Origin of the sequence: uncultured Eudoraea sp. (genome assembly GCF_947258925.1) — a bacterium.
In the GTDB taxonomy this organism is placed as follows: Bacteria; Bacteroidota; Bacteroidia; order Flavobacteriales; family Flavobacteriaceae; genus Eudoraea.
The window spans coordinates 1-14373 of record NZ_CAMYKG010000014.1; the positions used below are offsets into that span (position 1 = coordinate 1).

Below are 14373 nucleotides of genomic sequence, written 5' to 3' on the forward strand. Positions count from 1 at the left end.
CTTCAAAATCTTAAAATTACGTTAAACGATTTATTAGGACATCTCACCGAAAAAATGTTTTCTTCGGTGAACTTTGCAATTTGCTTTATATAAATTCGTGTTTCAAAAGAACCCTATAAAAAATAGAAGATGAAAAATGCCCCTTATTTATTGATGCTGTTTGCTCTGGTCCTTTCTACCGGATGCAGCAGTGATGACAACATAGAGCCTGTTGGCGTTAACGAAGTTATAGTTGACCAGGTAGAATACAATTTAGTATCCCAGAATGGCTCAGGTATTACTGGTAAAGCTACATTTACCAGGGATAGTAATGACAATACCACTATTCTAATTGAACTCACCAATACCAATACTGAAGAGCACCCTGCATCCGTAAACTATAACACTGCATCTGAAGGTGGCCCAAAAGCCATTACCTTAGAGCCCTGTACCTGTGCTGTTAGTACGACAGTAGTCACCAAGCTTGATGATGGTACCCCAATTGATTTTGACAAGCTGGTAAATTTTGATGGCCATGTTAGTATACAGGATACACCTGCAAACCCGGAGGTTGTTGCCTCTGTAGATATTGGTGCCAACGCAAACTAAACACCCTATCTCAAAAAATACAAATCAAGCCTGGCTATCTTTAGCCGGGTTTTTTCTTGCCCGTTTCCAAAGTTGCTATAGCCTTCAGGCCAGCTTAACCCAATATTGTCTTATCTGGACGAAAAATTTATGTTTTTACTTAAATTTTAGCATTGTTTCTTAACTTTGCATAAGAAGATAACCCTCAAAATTAACTCAAGATGAAAAATGCCCCTTTTTTATTGATAGTATTGGCTATGGTCCTTATATCCGGATGTAGCGGCGACGACATAGAACCCACCGGTGTAAACGAAATTATCGTCGACCAAATCGATTACAATCTAATTGCCGTAAATAACTCAGGAATTACCGGTAAAGCAACCTTTACAAGGGATAGTAATGGCAATACCACCATTTTAATTGAACTGGTGAATACTAATACCGATGAACATCCCGCATATGTAAACTTTAATAATGCAGCCGAAGGTGGCCCTAAAGCCATTACATTAGAGCCTTGTACCTGTGCCGTAAGTACTACCGTGGTTACACAGCTTGATGATGGTACGCCTATTGATTTTAATAAATTATTGAATATGGACGGCCATGTAAGTATCCTCAATAGCCCCACAAACGATGAAATAATTGCTGTTGCAGATATTGGTATCAATGCAGATTAAACTTCCTTTAAAAAAAGATTCTGGAACCCTGGCCAATTAAACGTCGGGGTTTTTTATTGACTAAAACACATCAAAGGCCTTCCTCACTAATCGCTTCTTCAGGAAGTTCTGAAGCCTTCCCTAAATATTTTATAAAATTACGCTGTACACTATTGATATGTATATGGCTGGTTAAATTTGGAAACAAAATGAGTGATACCTGAAATACTTCAGCATTGTCACGGATAGTAAAGCTGATGTCATAGGAATTCTTCTTAGTGTTCCTGCTACTCTTCCAACGTTCCGGAATACCATTAAACTGGATAGCGCTACCCCTGCCATAACCCGCGCTAATCTGTTGCACCCCAAAATAAGGAAGATATGCGGAAACGGAATCCCCTTTTATTTTCAAATAATTTGGATTCCCGATCAGATTAATATTACTACCCGTATTTCCAGGAAGGAATAAGGCGCTACTCGCTACACTGTTCATCGCATTATTGGTTGAAGGTTGCGCCCAATCAGATTCTATAAGCAGCATTTTCTCCGCTACCAGCTTCTCAAGCACCTGATTTTCCTCAGCTGCACCGACTGCCTTTCCAGAACTTCCACAGCTCCATAAAACCCCTAATAAACCTACTAATACTATAGCTTTCCTCATCTTTCCAGTGTTTATAATTTCCTTAGCTTTAATAAGATAACTAAAATAGTTTTCACTTCTTATTAAAAATATGCTAAAACCAAAAAGATCCTATCACCCAACAATATACCATGCACAGAAATCCTATTTAAAACTGTGAAACCTCCAGGTAAGCCGTTTTCACTTTCGTCTTGTCCTCGGTAACATGCGTCCAGCTGAAATAGACCTTACCCCCTGCCAATTCCATTTGAGGAAACCCGGAACTACGTGATCCATGCATCTCAGCAATCCCTTTAACATTCGATAATTTTCCGGACCTGTCTATTTTTACAGCCTTTAGTTGGGCTCCCGTTTCATCGGCTTCCATCCAGCTCACGATAGCTATCTCTGCATCCAACAGTACCACATCTACACGTCCTATGGCATTGGCCTCATCTACCCGGATTGGCGGGTCAAAATTTGCTCCCCCATCTGCTGAAAATGCCAGCTTAACCTTTCCTTGTTCTCCTGCAGCAGTAAACCAGGCTACGGCCAGGTTATTATCCAAAGCAGCTACCTTCGGGCCGTTTACCGGACATCCTTTTATGCGCCAGTTATCGGCATGTATGGGCTTTGGGGCGGTCCATTTTCCCTCCACCTGTCGAACAATACTAATATCGCGTATTTCTTCCTCAGAACGATCCCTGTAGAGTACAACAGCACCGTTGGAAGTAATAGCTGCAGTAGTCTGGCAGCAATCGCAGGTACGAGAATCCAGCAAAGTATTTTGGCTCACCTCTCCCTTTTCAGAAACTATAGCAGCTCTCAGGGTCATAGGGCCACGTGGCATATCCTCCTTTTCCAACGTATTCCGGCCATCCAGCCAAGTCATAAAAAAAGAGTTGTCTTTATAAGGTACAGCAGCTACAAATCCGTGTTCTGTGGGTGTTCCATCCTTATGCAAGGGAAGGTTAGCCGACCAGTTTGTGGCTCCTTTTGGACGTACATTCAGCTTAATATCATAGGCAAAGGTTTCCGGAGCGGATTTTTGGAGCACATGCGATATAAAATTCCCCTGGTTTTCAAATAGCATGGGATAATCGGCCCAATTTACAAACCAATCTGTGCCTTCTGTAATTTTATTCGGAGCTTGCCATACATCATCCTTCATCTCCGCATAATACAACGAAGCGAGGCTATCTCCACTTTTTTCAACCCATGATAGGAATACCTTATCGCCGTTGGAAAATAAATGAGGTAATGCACTATTATTGCCAACCGGAGAAGCTAATGCGTGTACTAAATAACTGTCTTTTTTGGGTGCTTCAGAACAGCTTAGCAGCAAACCCACGAAAAAGATGACTGTATAAGGGATATAATTTTTCATTTAATGTGTGTCTTTTAATCTTTGAAGTACTTCAGGGGAATCCCAAACCACTTCCCCTACAATTTTTTCCACCTTCTCCCCTGCCTTGTTATAAATAAATGTGGTTGGTAAGGCATCAATTTCCTGTTGCGCCCAGGAACCATTGTACTTAATAAAGGTAAAATCAAATCCTTTTTTCGCCTTAAAGGCTTTAATGACTTTAACAGACTGGTCTGAAGCCAACAAGAAGATATAACCTTCTTTTTTAAGGATCTCCTGCGCACGCAACAGGGAAGGCATCTCTTCTATACAGGGCCTGCACCAGGTAGCCCAAAAGTTCAGGAGCACCCGTTTTCCTTTATAATCCGAAATAGTAACAGGCCTTCCTTCCAGATCTACAAATTGGTTTACGGTTTGTAATAATTTTTCGGAATTAGGAACTTTTTTTTCACTAATCTGCTGATTATTAATAATATTATTACAGCTTATGAGAAGTGTTAATATAAGTGAAAAAAAAAGTATTTTCAACCACATAAATTTCAATTATTTGGTCGAAAGTAATTAAAAATAGGCATAAAAAGAAAGGATTATTAGCTAATAGAAATTTGAGATTTGGTCCCGTCCCGTCCCGATAGCTTCTCCTTCGTAATACTATGGAGAAGGAGCTATCGGGAGCTATCGGGATGGATTTTGAGATTTAGAAGTTGATAAACTTCACTCTTTCTCCTCTTCAAATTGATTGTTAGCCAATAATATTTTTTGGAGTTTTTTGGAGCCTTTGTTACGGTACAAGTCGCGTATGAGTTTCTGACGTTTGCCCTCTGATAGATCCAGAGAGTCGATCAAAGTCTTCATTAAAAGGATTTCTTTTCGACGGGCATCGTTAGATTCCTGGTAATCCGGTTCAAATTTGTAGAGCTTGGGACCTTCTTCTTCGACCAGCTGTAATTTGGCCTCCAATTGCGGCTTTTCCTGTGAAAGAAGTCGGTTGGTGCACAATATAAAAAGGCATATACATGCCACAAGGAAAGGAACTTTTTTCATTTTAGTAGTCGTGTTCCCTCTCAAAATACATCATTTTTTTGCAATGGCCATAAAGCTTTTAAAGTCTTGTTTTTTAACCTAAATAATTAACCTAACACCGATAGATTATAGCATAGTGATTAATACTCATCCCCTGCCCTTTTGTAACTATTGGGTCTTAAGGACACGCACCTTAACTGATTTGCTAATAGGTGTTTTACTTCTGTCTGCATAGTGATTATAAGGCACCAGGACATTAGTTTCGGGAAAATAAGCCGCTAAGTTACCCTTAGGAATTTTATACGGCAGCACCTTAAAATTATAGGCTGTGCGGGTTTTGGCATCATAGGTGCTGCTAAGATGTACTACCTCCATTTTCTCCAATCCCCTTTCCGCCATATCCTCTGGGTTCATAAAAACAACCCTTCTTTCATTATATACCCCCCGGTATCTGTCGTCCAAACCATAAACCGTAGTATTAAACTGGTCGTGAGACCTTATGGTCATTAGCATATATTCATCGGCTTCCAGCTTATGTTCCGGCAGCTTATTCAATGTAATTTGTGCTTTTCCTCCCGGAAGTTTACTAAAATCGAGCTGTCTTACATTATTTGGCAGGTAATATCCGGCTCCCCTGGCCCTTTCCCCGGTGTTTTCAAAGCCTTTAGCCACTTTATCAATTAATTCCCGGATCCTGTTGTAATCGCTACCCAGGGCCTTCCAGTTAACCGGATGCTCTCCCTTAAAATAAACATCTGCCAGGCCGGTAATAAGCTCAGGTTCACTTTTCAATTGTTCTGAAGGTGCTTTTAAAACTCCTTTGGATTGGCGCACCCTGCCCATGCTGTTTTCTACGGTGACAAATTGTTCTTTTCCGCCCTTTACCTCTTTTTCGGAGCGACCGTAAGTGGGTAAAATCAAAGCGGTTTTCCCTGTCACCAGGTGGCTACGGTTTAATTTAGTACTTACCTGTACGGTGAGTTTGCATCGCTGCAAGGCTTCGGCTGTATAATCGGTATCAGAAGCAGCCATCAAGAAATTACCTCCCAGGGCCATAAATATTTTGGCTTTACCCTCATGCATTGCCTCCATGGCTCCCACCACGTCCACACCTTCTTCTGAAGGTGGCGTAAATCCCAAATGGGTTTCAATTCGTTTATTAAAAGCGGTATCAACGTAATGCATAATCCCTACACTGCGGTCGCCCTGCACATTGCTGTGCCCCCTAACCGGACACGTACCGCTGAAGGGCTTCGCAATAGCACCTTTAAGCAAAAGGAGGTTTACATATTCCCTGATGGTTTCCACTCCATTCTTATGTTGTGTGAGCCCCATGGCCCAACAAACAATAATTTTCTTTTTCCCGGCCAGTAATTTTGCTGCAGCGTCTATACTTTCAACAGCGACTCCACTTAGTTTTAAAAGTTCTTCATCAGCGTATGTATCCAGGTCACTCAAAAGGTCCTCTGCACCCGTAGTATAAGTGGCAATAAATTTCTGATCAAATACATTTCCCTCCGTCTTATCTAACACGACCAGCTTTTTAAGAATCAATTTCAGTAAGGGAATGTCCTGGTTTATATTAACAGCAAGATGAAGGTCCGTGATTTTTTCTCCGGAACCCAGTAAGCCTTTAAGACGTTGTGGATTTTTAAAATTCACCAGGCCTGATTCTTCCAAAGGATTTATACTGATTATACTTCCGCCATTTTCCTTGCATTTCTCTAAGGCAGAGAGCATCCTGGGATGATTGGTCCCGGGGTTTTGTCCGGCTACAATGATTACCTCCGCGCCATAGAGATCCTCCAGTTTTACAGACCCCTTCCCTATTCCAAGGGTTTCAGACAGGGCTACCCCGCTCGATTCATGACACATATTGGAACAATCGGGCAAATTGTTGGTCCCAAAAGCCCTTACAAAAAGTCCATATAAAAAGGCTGCCTCATTGCTCGAACGGCCAGAGGTATAAAAAATAGCTTCATTAGGATCCTGCAAAGCCCGAAGTTCGTCAGCAATTAAGGTAAAGGCTTCCTCCCATGTAATAGGGCTATAATAGATACTGCCTTCCCTTAAAACAAGTGGTTCCGTTAACCTGCCTAAAGCATTCAAATCATAATCGGATCTCTGGGATAATTCTTCAACAGAATAGTTGCCAAAGAAGTCGGCTCCGATATGTGAGGTAGTTGCTTCGTCTGCCAGCGCTTTGACCCCGTTTTCACAATACTCCCCCAATTTAGAGGGCTTTTCAGGATCTGGCCAGGCACAACTGGGACAATCGAAGCCCTCTTTCTGGTTCATATGCAGAAGGGTGGTCATAGCCCTAACAACGCCCATTTCTTTAAAGCTGTGTTTCATGGCGGCTGCAATCCCTTCCCTACCGGCAGCATATGGCTTGGGATCCGTCACTTTTAAGTCATTAAATGCATCAGGACCTCTAACACATATATTTCTATTAAAAGTATTTTTAGCCATTTACTTAAAGTGTTGCTTTAGGGTTAGGATAATTATCGGATTGGTCTTCCAGCCGCTCATCCAGGCAAATAAAATCCTTTTCCAACAAGAGTGATAAGGCGTTTTTTCGGTCGATTTCCATATGCCCATTAAACCCAACCTGTTCATTGCGGTGCCAATTTTCTCCCAGACTTAAGGGTAGATTCAGAATGATGGTATTGTCTTTAAATTGAGCGGAAAGCTTCTTTGCATGGGCTTCCATTTTTACAGCATAGGTAAAAACCTGGCTATCAAAGTGCGTTCGATCCTCTATATACCCCTTGGTACAAAGCGTATCAACCTCCGAACGCGTTAGCCTGAAACGCACAGAATTTCCCAATATCCTAATCTTCATAGTCTTTTAGCTTATCCATTTCTAAATGTACAACATTATTCTATTTTGATATACCTCCATAGGGCAACCTGGAATGCAAGGTTTTAACTGATAAAAATCATAGATCATCTGACTGAATAAGCAGATTTTTGTGATCTAAACTATAAAAGTCATGTCAACCAAAAACATTACACATACAACTCACGCGTCTAATGCTGTTTACGGATTGGGTTTTATTGGTGCAGCCGTTTATTATATTCAAATGGCCTCAGGTTTCTGGTCGGTAATAGTGGGACTTATTAAAGCGCTCTTATGGCCGGCATTTATTATTTATGAAGTCTTACGTCACCTTGAACTGTAAAAACTAATTTTCGTATCTTCTAACAACTAAATAAAGACCTTATGAAGAACCTGGTGAGAGCCATTGTTGCAGCCATCGGTGCAAAGAAAATAGGCGGTGGAAAATGTGGTTGTATAGGAACTATTGTTGTGTTTTTGATTCTGTATTGGTTACTTGGTTATGTTTTTGAACTCTTCTAGTTTGCTTTATTCCAATTAGGCATGAGAGTTCCTTTCAGACTTGCCCTTTTGTTTCTTTGGATTAGTGTATTTTTGCCGGATGCCGAAGAAAGAGCAATCCCAATTTGAATTTGTAGGCCTTATGGCCGCGCTCATGTCTATAGCCGCCTTGGCTTTGGACGCCCTATTGCCTGCACTGGATATTATTGGAATAGCTGTGGGTGTCACTAACCCTGCTCATAACCAATTACTCATTTTACTTTTCTTTTTAGGCCTGGGCACCGGACCGCTTTTGTTCGGGCCTGTTTCGGATAGTATTGGTCGGAAACCTGTAGTTTTTATGGGCTTTGGACTCTTTATTCTTGCCAGTCTCTTATGTGTTTTTGCCCAGAGTCTGGAGATAATGATTACGGGTCGTGTCTTACAGGGTTTTGCCCTTTCCGCCCCGCGAACCATAAGCATTGCGATGATCCGTGACAAATACAGCGGGAACTACATGGCAAGGATCATGTCTTTTGTAACGGTAGTCTTTATCCTCGTCCCTATAATTGCCCCGGCTATGGGCAAATGGATCCTCGATTTCTACGGTTGGGAAGCCATTTTCCATGTGCAGGTTATCTTTGCCATCCTTGTCTCTGTCTGGTTCTGGAAAAGGCAGCCAGAGACCCTGATTCCGCGCAAAAGGACTTCTTTCCGGGCGGGGGTCTTTATAGATGGGTATCGGGAATTGCTTAATTACCGTCAGACTATGTTATTTACGGTTATCTGGGGTTTTATTACAGGTTCTTTTTTAGTTTATCTGAGTACCTCACAACAAATTTTCCAGGAGCAATATGCCTTAAAGGAGGCCTTCCCCTATATTTTTGCCGCCCTCGCAATAACCATTGGAACTGCTACCCTGCTTAACGGTACCCTTGTATTGCGCTACGGTATGTTGAGATTGGTAACTGTTTCCATGGCATCCTATGTGCTCATTTCATTGCTCTATATTGTACTTTTTGCAGGTACTGGTAACCCTCCTTTTTTGGTACTGCTTCTCTTTTTTGCGCTACAATTTTTCGCGCTGGGATTTCTGTTTGGCAACCTTCGTTCCCTCGCTATGGAACCGGTGGGACATATTGCCGGTATAGGAGCTGCTATCACTGGTTTTATCGCCACTATAATGGGGGTAGCCATAAGTGCTTATATCGGTAAATTTGTAGTAGACAGTGTCCTTCCCATGTTTATTGGGTTCCTGGTTTGTGGTCTAATCGCTTTTGCAGTATTGGCTTATTTCTTCCTGGGTAAACGGGGCGTACAGAGCATTGATTAGTAAATCAAGGCACAAACTGTGCTTCGTGCTGGCCAGCTAATAAAAAACCCGCATTTCACAAGGATACGCGGGTTAACTACACTAAAGTATTTCTTCTTAATTCTCAATCAATCCCTGTCCTTCTATCCATGGGGCTCCCGAAGCTTTCACTTCTCGCTCCAGGGCTGGTAATTGGGTTTTTACAAATCCATTAAGCTCTGCTTTCATAGCCTCTAACATAGATTGGCCGGCACTGAAAGCGGCTTTATGATTAGCTGTTGGGCCATATGTACTGCTAGAAAGTGCCCGGCGACCTATGGAGTTCCCGGAATTTGGGCTTGGATCATTCCTTTCCCCAATTTCATTCTTAGCCGGATTTCCATTCATTTTGGAATCCATTTTTTGAAGCATCATCCTGGCATCGTGTAATTTCTGAACCAGATCAGCGGAAGGCGATGTCGCTTTTAGTAAAGCGCGCTGCATCGCACTAACTTTTAATGTGCTTTCCTTTAAAACTGTTTTTGTAGCCTTCAGATCTTGCTGAAAAGTCTGATAGGTTTCTGTGAACGCCGCTATCTCTTCATAGGACGCTCCTTTCAGAGCACCTTCCGCAAGAGGAACTACCTTAAAGTTTTTTGTGCTACCCAGTTGAGCCATTTGTCCATCTACCACTTTCGATAAAGTAACGGAATAGTCACCGGGTGTGACCATAATACTGCGGTCATAGCTGTTCCCTGTGGCCTTGGGTGGATTAAGGTCCTCCCCGCTTCTATCGGCGATATCCAAAGCCCAATTTACCCGGTTAAAGCCTTTCTTATTAGTCCCCTTAACTACTCTGACCACCTGTCCTCTACTATTTTTTACTGTAAGGAATAATGCTGGTTTTTCCTGAACCTTTTCTGCTTCCAGGGCATCCCATCCCGGAAAAGGAATCGAAGTCTTTCCCTTTTCAGCCATTTTTCGGGAAGACTCCAAAGAGACAAGAGAATCTTTCAAATAATAGGTGAAAATGGCACCAAATTCCGGATTCTTGGCCACATACTGATTACTTCCCTGGGCATAACGCGCCTGTTTAGGCACATACCAATACGCAGGTTTAACATCAAATAGTGTTCCTTCTGCATTTTTTACATTGTTGTCAAAGTCCCTTAGCGGGGTAATATCATCAAGTACATAAAAGCCTCTTCCAAAAGAAGCGGCTACCAAATCATTTTCCCTTCTCTGAATAGTAATATCACGAATGGCAATAGTTGGCATGCCTCCTTTTAGCTGAGTCCAGCTTCCCCCTCCATTAGCCGTAAAATAAACCCCATTTTCCGTGGCCGCAAAAAGTAAATCCTGTTTGACATGATCCTGCACTAAACGCCAGGTAAGCAATCGCTTTGGAAGATTTCCGTTGATCAAACTCCAGGTACGGCCCTTGTCCGAACTTTTTAATAGATAAGGCTTGTAATCTCCGTATTTGTGATTATCAAGCGCTGCATAAACAACATTCGCATCAAACAGGTCGGCTCGTACATCATTTACAAATGGTATGGCCGGTACGCCCTTTATAGAGCTTAATTCTGTTTTACGCCAATTAGCACCTCCGTCTTCCGACACTTGTATAATTCCATCATCGGTTCCTGCGTAAAGTAAACCTTCCTGTTTGGGAGATTCGGCCAGTGACGTAATGGTGTTATAGTTAGACATGGCATTTACATCCCAGGCATTATCCCAACTCTGTTGCCCTCCCATTATAGGCAGTGCCAGCCTCTCCTGATTTCGGGTCAGGTCTTTTGAAACAGCCTTCCATTCATCGCCGCGATTTTCCGATTTCCAGACCCGTTGTGAAGCAAAATAGAGACGGGTAGGTTTATGCGGACTCACCAATATAGGTGCATCCCAGTTAAAACGCTCCGCCGGTTCTCCTGCTGCCGGTTGAGGCTGGATGAATACGGTTTCCCCGGTGGTCTGGTCTACCCTCCATAAGACGCCTTGTTGAAACTCCCCATAAGTAATGTCAGGATTGCCCGGTTCGGTAGCAGATTGGTGACCATCAGCACCCAGCGTGATCCACCAGTCTGAATTTAAAATCCCCGCTGCACTTCTGGTCCTTGAAGGACCGCCATGAGAACCATTATCCTGAGTTCCTCCATAAATATTGTAAAAGGGTTTACTATCATCTACTGCAACCTTGTAATATTGGATCACCGGCAGATTAGAAACGTACTTCCAGCTTTTGGTGTGATCAAAGCTCTCATACAAGCCTCCATCTGTACCGAATAATACATAATTAGGATCTGATGCCTTAAAAGCCATTGCATGACTATCAACATGCTTTCCTTTTTCATTCATGGTGACGAAGGTTTTTCCAAAGTCTTCAGAAATCTTGACGTAATTGTTCATCAGGTAAAGCCTTCCTTCTTTATGCGGGGAAGCGTAAAGTTCCTGGTAGTAATGCGGGCCTGTACCGCCAGAAACCGTATTAGACTTCTTAGTCCAGGACTGACCGCCATTTTCAGACAGAAAAATACCTCCGGTTAATCGTTCCAATTCTATAGCTGCATAGATCATATTGGGATTGAAAGGATTCATGGCCAGGCCTATCTTACCCAGTCTTACCTTAGGAATTCCTGTGCTCAACTTTGTCCAGGTCTCACCACCATCAACACTTTTATGAATTCCCGAACCAGGTCCACCACCCATATAGGCCGCTACTGTTCTGTGTCTGTCCCAGGTTGCCGCATAAAGCATATCAGAATTGGTAGGATCAATTAGCAGGTCTGTGGCTCCGGTCCACTCCTCATTCCCAAGGGTTTTATTCCAGCTATTACCGCCATCGGTAGATTTATAGACACCACGTTCTCCGCCTTTACTCCAAAGCGGGCCTTGTGCGGCTACCCAAAGTGTATTGGAATCTTCGGGATGAACAATAATTTTAGAAATGTGTTCAGATTTACTGAGACCCTTATTCTTCCAGGTCTTCCCGTCATCATGACTAACGTAGATCCCATCGCCAAAACCTACATGCCTGCCTCCTACATTTTCACCTGTACCTACCCAGATCGTACTTGGTGCAGATTGGTCTATAGTAACACAACCTATGGAATAAGTGGATTCTTTGTCGAAAATAGGTTTCCAGGTGGTTCCGGAATTTACAGTTTTCCAAACCCCTCCTGAGCCTACGGCAATATACCAGACATTTTCATTATTAGGATGAATGGCTATATCAGCTACCCGACCGGAAGTAAATGCCGGTCCTAAACTTCTGAACTCCAGTCCTTGAAATGGATCCTCCTTAACCTCCTGAGCCTGAGTTGTACTAACTAGTCCAAGGCAAAATATTAATGCAACAAAGTAATGTTTTACGATCTTCATAAATGGTTATTTTTTAGAAGACCGAATGTAATAAAAATTGTTAAAATTAAAAGCCAAAATTAATGAAAATTGGAGCCACAACAAATCAACTAATCAAGATCCGAGTAGTATTGGCGTACTCCAATATTATTTGCTTTAAAACCAGTTTAATAGACCGTTTAGACTGCTTTAACGGATTTTAGAAAATCATGCCAGACTTAGTAATCCTATAGGGTTACAGCCGGACGGGTTGCAGTGTTTTCTTTAATTTTTTATACTCCTTAAACTGCTTAGGTTCCAAAATAGTTCCAATATGTTCAGTTTCCTCTTTAGATAATTGCATAAGGCTTTTCTTCTTTTCTTCAGGGCTTGCAGAACTACTTCTAACCGCATTTTCCTTTGCTAATATTTCAGCAATTTTTTCATAAACTGAAGATGCCTGCTCTACGGTCATCCCGACATCAGGCTGATAGGCCTGCACCAGCTTTGCAGCTTGCTTCTCCACATCATTTTTAGGAACAAATTGTGCATTTGTGTTATGAACTAAAAAGAGGGCAAGAATAATTGGCAAACCTTTAAGTAAATTTTGAAATTCTTTTGACATAATGATGATTTTGTATCCCAAGGTAAGCATTACAATCGGCTAAAACCTAATGGAAAGTTAACTTGCATCTTATTATACAACTACCATTCCAAAATTATGAAAACGATTCTTATATTCGCAATTAAATTGCTGTAAGTATGCTAATCTGGGCTGCCTTTATCTTTTTAATTTGTATTTTCCTTGCCCTTGATCTCGGCATTTTTAATAAGCATGACCATGTTATTCGTTCCAAAGAAGCCGGCATCTGGACTGCTGTTTGGTTTACGGTAGCCATGAGTTTCAGCGGCGTAATCTACTGGCTTTTCGCCAGTGGCACTATTGATAATCCAACAGGCTTAACACCCGGAAATGCTGTATTAAAGTATATTACAGGATATTTGATTGAACTCTCTTTAAGTATTGACAATGTTTTTGTTATAGCCGTAATTTTTACCGCTTTTGCCATACCTCCCATCTATCAGCACCGTGTTTTATTTTGGGGCATACTAGGGGCAATAGTTTTCAGGGCCTTTATGATCCTGTTCGGAGTGGCTTTAATAAACCGATTTGAGTGGACCATTTATGTATTTGGGATTTTCCTTATTTATACTGCTTATAAAATGCTACGTACCGGGAATACGGATTTTAACCCAAAGGAATCTTTTATTTTTAAACAAATAAAAAAAATCTATCCTATTACCACTGTCATCAGCGGACATAATTTCTTTATTAAAAAAATGGGGTTAACTGTGGCCACTCCTTTGTTTGTGGCTCTTATTGTCATTGAGATAACAGATATTATGTTCGCTTTGGATAGTATTCCTGCGATCCTAGCCATAACAGCAGATCCTTTTATTGTTTTTAGCTCCAATATTTTTGCAATTTTGGGATTGCGTTCTATGTACTTTCTAATATCGAGGATGTTAACTAAATTTAGGTTTATCCATTATAGCCTTGTCGTAATCCTGGCATTCGTGGGATTCAAAATGTTATTATCGCAAAAGTTTCACCCGCCAGAATGGGTATCCCTTACGGTAATTGTTGTATCGCTCTTAAGTGGCGTGATAGCTTCCGTATTGATCCCCGAAAGAGATGAATTCACTATTGATGAGTAGCGTGGGATTTAGCAGTGAAGTTTAGCCATGCCAATATATTCCAGCACCTTTAATTCTAGAGATTTATAAGTATCTAATTGCTGCCTGATTCGATCTTTGACGTCCTCAAAAAACAGCGTATGATCCTTCAAAGCAATAATCATCTCCTGGTTTGAATTTTTTAAATTCGCCAGTTTCCGTTTCAAGATTTCCATTCTCTCGAATAGTGTTCGCGTTTTTGGCTCGCAGACATAGGATTTTAATTGCTCTTCTAAGGAGATAAGGTCTAGTTTGTTCCGTTCAAGCCTTACCAGCGCGGAATTGCTGTCAGAATGCCTGGGAACACTGGATGTGGGTTCTATCGCAGTCATTTTAATTTGATTTTGGGGATGCTCGTTCTATTAAAAGGTCGCTTTAAGGTACGAAAATATTGACAAAATTTTCTGCAATGGAATCAAAATATGAAAACTTTAACGAATTCTTTCAGGAACC

15 protein-coding genes are annotated in these 14373 nt (G+C 41.6%); 6 read left to right on the top strand and 9 right to left on the bottom strand.

Annotated features, from left to right (window positions below; genetic code table 11):
* Positions 1-129: 129 nt before the first annotated feature.
* Together Q0X77_RS06405 and Q0X77_RS06410 are read left to right on the top strand one after the other, a co-directional pair.
* A complete protein-coding gene (locus Q0X77_RS06405) occupies positions 130-588 on the top strand; it encodes a hypothetical protein (RefSeq protein ID WP_297794752.1) in 459 nt (152 codons plus the stop codon).
* Between the two features lie 200 nt (positions 589-788).
* Positions 789-1244 (top strand): hypothetical protein, encoded by a 456-nt coding sequence (locus Q0X77_RS06410; RefSeq protein ID WP_297794755.1) that lies wholly within the window; start codon positions 789-791, stop codon positions 1242-1244.
* Between the two features lie 70 nt (positions 1245-1314).
* On the opposite strand, the gene Q0X77_RS06415 is transcribed toward Q0X77_RS06410, so the two are convergent.
* From Q0X77_RS06415 to Q0X77_RS06440, 6 genes are all read right to left on the bottom strand, one after another.
* Complete coding sequence (locus tag Q0X77_RS06415) at positions 1315-1884, bottom strand: DUF4251 domain-containing protein (RefSeq protein WP_297794758.1); 570 nt, start codon at positions 1882-1884, stop codon at positions 1315-1317.
* Positions 1885-2011: 127 nt separating this feature from the next.
* A complete protein-coding gene (locus tag Q0X77_RS06420; protein ID WP_297794761.1) occupies positions 2012-3229 on the bottom strand; it encodes a hypothetical protein in 1218 nt (405 codons plus the stop codon).
* Positions 3230-3736 carry a TlpA disulfide reductase family protein gene (locus Q0X77_RS06425; protein WP_297794764.1) on the bottom strand — a complete coding sequence of 169 codons (507 nt, stop codon included), beginning with the start codon at positions 3734-3736 and terminating at the stop codon, positions 3230-3232.
* Between the two features lie 186 nt (positions 3737-3922).
* Positions 3923-4252 carry a hypothetical protein gene (locus tag Q0X77_RS06430; protein WP_297794766.1) on the bottom strand — a complete coding sequence of 110 codons (330 nt, stop codon included), beginning with the start codon at positions 4250-4252 and terminating at the stop codon, positions 3923-3925.
* A 147-nt stretch (positions 4253-4399) separates the two neighbouring features.
* Positions 4400-6703 carry an FdhF/YdeP family oxidoreductase gene (locus Q0X77_RS06435; protein WP_297794769.1) on the bottom strand — a complete coding sequence of 768 codons (2304 nt, stop codon included), beginning with the start codon at positions 6701-6703 and terminating at the stop codon, positions 4400-4402.
* Between the two features lie 4 nt (positions 6704-6707).
* Entirely contained in the window at positions 6708-7076 is a 369-nt protein-coding gene (locus Q0X77_RS06440; protein WP_297794772.1) for a hypothetical protein, read from the bottom strand.
* 151 nt (positions 7077-7227) lie between these two features.
* Between Q0X77_RS06440 and Q0X77_RS06445 the strand changes: the two genes are divergently transcribed.
* The 3 genes from Q0X77_RS06445 to Q0X77_RS06455 all read left to right on the top strand — a co-directional run bounded on the left by Q0X77_RS06445 (position 7228) and on the right by Q0X77_RS06455 (position 8886).
* Positions 7228-7416 (top strand): hypothetical protein, encoded by a 189-nt coding sequence (locus Q0X77_RS06445; protein WP_297794775.1) that lies wholly within the window; start codon positions 7228-7230, stop codon positions 7414-7416.
* Between the two features lie 41 nt (positions 7417-7457).
* A complete protein-coding gene (locus Q0X77_RS06450; RefSeq protein WP_297794777.1) occupies positions 7458-7595 on the top strand; it encodes a hypothetical protein in 138 nt (45 codons plus the stop codon).
* A gap of 79 nt (positions 7596-7674) precedes the next feature.
* A complete protein-coding gene (locus Q0X77_RS06455) occupies positions 7675-8886 on the top strand; it encodes a multidrug effflux MFS transporter (RefSeq protein ID WP_297794780.1) in 1212 nt (403 codons plus the stop codon).
* A gap of 96 nt (positions 8887-8982) precedes the next feature.
* On the opposite strand, the gene Q0X77_RS06460 is transcribed toward Q0X77_RS06455, so the two are convergent.
* Both Q0X77_RS06460 and Q0X77_RS06465 read right to left on the bottom strand, forming a co-directional pair.
* Positions 8983-12225: a glycosyl hydrolase gene (locus Q0X77_RS06460; RefSeq protein ID WP_297794783.1), complete on the bottom strand. Its 3243-nt coding sequence runs from the start codon at positions 12223-12225 to the stop codon at positions 8983-8985.
* A 214-nt stretch (positions 12226-12439) separates the two neighbouring features.
* The gene (locus Q0X77_RS06465) at positions 12440-12808 is read right to left on the bottom strand and encodes a hypothetical protein (protein WP_297794785.1); all 369 of its coding nucleotides are present in this window, start codon (positions 12806-12808) and stop codon (positions 12440-12442) included.
* A gap of 137 nt (positions 12809-12945) precedes the next feature.
* On the opposite strand from Q0X77_RS06465, the gene Q0X77_RS06470 reads away from it, so the two are divergent.
* Positions 12946-13902, top strand: coding sequence for a TerC family protein (locus Q0X77_RS06470; protein ID WP_297794787.1), 957 nt, complete (start codon positions 12946-12948; stop codon positions 13900-13902).
* 8 nt (positions 13903-13910) lie between these two features.
* Here the strand turns inward: Q0X77_RS06470 and Q0X77_RS06475 are convergent, their stop codons facing one another.
* A complete protein-coding gene (locus Q0X77_RS06475; RefSeq protein WP_297794791.1) occupies positions 13911-14252 on the bottom strand; it encodes a hypothetical protein in 342 nt (113 codons plus the stop codon).
* Positions 14253-14373: the final 121 nt, after the last annotated feature.

Coding starts and splice junctions, on each gene's coding strand:
- Q0X77_RS06405 (WP_297794752.1), top strand. CDS start 130: ATGAAAAATGCCCCTTATTTATTGATGCTGTTTGCTCTGGTCCTTTCT.
- Q0X77_RS06410 (WP_297794755.1), top strand. CDS start 789: ATGAAAAATGCCCCTTTTTTATTGATAGTATTGGCTATGGTCCTTATA.
- Q0X77_RS06415 (WP_297794758.1), bottom strand. CDS start 1,884: ATGAGGAAAGCTATAGTATTAGTAGGTTTATTAGGGGTTTTATGGAGC.
- Q0X77_RS06420 (WP_297794761.1), bottom strand. CDS start 3,229: ATGAAAAATTATATCCCTTATACAGTCATCTTTTTCGTGGGTTTGCTG.
- Q0X77_RS06430 (WP_297794766.1), bottom strand. CDS start 4,252: ATGAAAAAAGTTCCTTTCCTTGTGGCATGTATATGCCTTTTTATATTG.
- Q0X77_RS06435 (WP_297794769.1), bottom strand. CDS start 6,703: ATGGCTAAAAATACTTTTAATAGAAATATATGTGTTAGAGGTCCTGAT.
- Q0X77_RS06440 (WP_297794772.1), bottom strand. CDS start 7,076: ATGAAGATTAGGATATTGGGAAATTCTGTGCGTTTCAGGCTAACGCGT.
- Q0X77_RS06445 (WP_297794775.1), top strand. CDS start 7,228: ATGTCAACCAAAAACATTACACATACAACTCACGCGTCTAATGCTGTT.
- Q0X77_RS06450 (WP_297794777.1), top strand. CDS start 7,458: ATGAAGAACCTGGTGAGAGCCATTGTTGCAGCCATCGGTGCAAAGAAA.
- Q0X77_RS06455 (WP_297794780.1), top strand. CDS start 7,675: ATGCCGAAGAAAGAGCAATCCCAATTTGAATTTGTAGGCCTTATGGCC.
- Q0X77_RS06460 (WP_297794783.1), bottom strand. CDS start 12,225: ATGAAGATCGTAAAACATTACTTTGTTGCATTAATATTTTGCCTTGGA.
- Q0X77_RS06465 (WP_297794785.1), bottom strand. CDS start 12,808: ATGTCAAAAGAATTTCAAAATTTACTTAAAGGTTTGCCAATTATTCTT.
- Q0X77_RS06470 (WP_297794787.1), top strand. CDS start 12,946: ATGCTAATCTGGGCTGCCTTTATCTTTTTAATTTGTATTTTCCTTGCC.
- Q0X77_RS06475 (WP_297794791.1), bottom strand. CDS start 14,252: ATGACTGCGATAGAACCCACATCCAGTGTTCCCAGGCATTCTGACAGC.